This window comes from Kitasatospora sp. A2-31 (assembly GCF_022288725.1).
In the GTDB taxonomy this organism is placed as follows: Bacteria; Actinomycetota; Actinomycetes; order Streptomycetales; family Streptomycetaceae; genus Kitasatospora.
Window position 1 is genome coordinate 1 of sequence record NZ_JAKNTA010000092.1, and the last position, 2,255, is coordinate 2,255.

At 75.3% G+C, this 2,255-nt stretch carries 2 protein-coding genes; one reads left to right on the forward strand and one right to left on the reverse strand.

Features of this window, described 5'->3' with window-relative positions; genetic code table 11:
• Window positions 1–994: aminopeptidase P family protein (locus MCM47_RS39780; RefSeq protein ID WP_238951726.1), on the reverse strand; the 994-nt coding region annotated here is incomplete at its 3' end.
• 554 nt (window positions 995–1,548) lie between these two features.
• Here MCM47_RS39780 and MCM47_RS39785 point away from each other — a divergent pair.
• The gene (locus tag MCM47_RS39785; RefSeq protein ID WP_238863764.1) at window positions 1,549–2,064 is read left to right on the forward strand and encodes a hypothetical protein; all 516 of its coding nucleotides are present in this window, start codon (window positions 1,549–1,551) and stop codon (window positions 2,062–2,064) included.
• The last annotated feature ends 191 nt before the right edge of the window (window positions 2,065–2,255 follow it).

Sequence of the window (2,255 nt, forward strand, 5' to 3'; positions counted from 1 at the left end):
CCCCGAACCGCCCCGGGAGGTAGATGCCGGGCTCGATCGAGAAGCACATGCCCGGGACGAGCGGCCGCTCCTCGCCCTCGACCAGGTACGGGGGTTCATGGGTGGTGATGCCGATGCCGTGACCGGTGCGGTGGATGAAGTACTCGCCGTAGCCGGCCTCGGTGATCACCCGGCGGGCGGTGCGGTCGATCTCCTGGCAGCTCACGCCGGGCCGGACGGCCTCGAACGCGGTCTGCTGCGCCCGCCGGACGACGTCGTGGACCTTCCGGACCTCGTCCGGCACGTCCGCTCCGACGTGCACCGTGCGCGTGGTGTCCGAGCCGTAGCCGTCCTTGAGGCCGCCGAAGTCCAGCACCACGGTGTCGCCGGGCTCGATGACCCGGTCGCCGGCCTCGTGGTGCGGGTTGGCGCCGTTGGGGCCGGAGCCGACCACGGTGAAGTCGACCTGGCTGTGCCCGTGGCGGATGAGCAGCGCGCTGAGGTCGGCGGCCACGTCGGTCTCCCGGCGACCGGCGAACCGGACCTCCAGGATTCCCCGGTACGCGGCGTCGGCGGCGGCGCCGGCCGCGGCCAGGCGCTCCAGCTCGTCGCCGTCCTTGACGGCGCGCAGCATCGGCAGGGACTCGGTGAGCGAGGTCCAGCGCGTGCCGGCGAGGGCTGCCTGGAAGCCGAGCAGGTGCATGGCCCAGGCGTTGTCGGAGACGCCGTACCGGCCGCCGGGTTCGAGCAGCGGGACGGCGGCGGCGTACGGGTCCTCGCCGTCGGTCCAGTCGACCAGCCGGACGGCGGGGGCGCCGGGGGCCTTCTCGGCGTCCGGGCGCTCCAGCCTGGGGACGACCAGGGCGGGCTCGCGCCCGGCGGTGAGGACGAGCGCGGTCAGCCGCTCGGTGATCGCGGTGGGCTGGTAGCCGCAGAGGTGGACCAGGTCGGGGCCCGGGGCGACGACCAGGCCGGTGAGCCCGGCGGCGGTGGCGTCGGCGGTGGCCCGGGCCATCCGGGCGGCGGAGTCCTCGGTGGTGAACGGTCGTGGCACGGGTGTCTCCCGCCTTCCTGGATCGGCAGCGTCTTGCGGTGGGCACTGGCCTCGGACGCCCGGCACCCCGGACCGGCGGCGCACGACGGATCCCACCGCGCGCCGCCGGACGCCGGGGCCGGCGGCCGTCACTGATGCCCTATCACGCCCGGACCGGGGCGGCGTAGTGCCGGACCGGGTGGGTGTCGGGCCGGTCACCGCTCGCCCGGCCAGGAGGGCGGCGCAGCGTCCGGCCGGCCGCGGGCGCCGGCTGCGGCCGGCTCGACCTGAGCACCCGGAGGACGGCTCGGCCGGACCCCGGTCCGGCTCCGGAGCCGGCCTCGCCGAGCCTTCGACCTGCTGTTCGCCGAGACGCAGAAGCGCCCAGGGAACGAGCCGGAGGACGCCGTGGACGTCACCGTGCTCGCCCTGCTCCACGGCGTCCGGCCGGAGCGCCGCTCTCGGGCCGATTCCCGTCGAGGCACGGATTCGTAAATCGCGGGCGGACTGTCAGTGCCGTGGTTCAGGATGACTGAATGCCATACGAACTTCAGGCGCTGATCGGCTCGGCGGAGCTGCTAGCGGTGGCCGCCGCCGAGGTGCCGGTCGCCCGTCTCGCCCCGCTGTCGCAGGGGCTGGCCCTGATCCCGGCCACCCCCGCGTTCCTGGCCGCACTCGGCTACCAAGTCGGCGGCGGCGAAGGCGCGTCGGGGGAAACGGCCGGGTTCGACTGGCTCCCGGACGGGTCCGGGCGGCGGCTCGCCGCCTGGTCCAAGGCCGGCCCGATCGCCTGCGTCGAGGCCTGCTTCTTCGGCGGCAGCGGCACCCAGCGCGCCGCCGTCTGGGCCGACGGCCGTCTCGCCCTCGGCCCTCTCACCAGCGCCGAGTTCGCGCCCTTCCCGCCCGAGGGCAGCCCGATCTCCCGCGCCCTGCGCCACCTCGGCGCCCGTGTGGAGTCCGCCCGGGCCGACGGGACCCGTGACGTCGACGAGTTCGAGGCCGTCGGCCTCCCGGCCCACCGCAGCACGGCCCGCTGGGCGGCCCTCGCCTGAACCGCCCCGGCCCTCCCCGGCTTCCCTCTCATCGTTCGGCGTACGTGCAGTGGCTGGGTCAACTGCCCTGACCCAACGTGTGAACCAGGGGTCGCACGGTGGAAGCGACACCTTGGCAGAAGCTCCTGGCGGCTGGCTCACGCGGCTGCACCGCCGAATGCGGTCTTCGCGCCGGTGATCGGCGGTCGGGG

Bases quoted from the DNA above. Each gene is read 5' to 3' on its own strand.
- MCM47_RS39785 (WP_238863764.1), top strand. From the start codon at position 1,549: ATGCCATACGAACTTCAGGCGCTGATCGGCTCGGCGGAGCTGCTAGCG.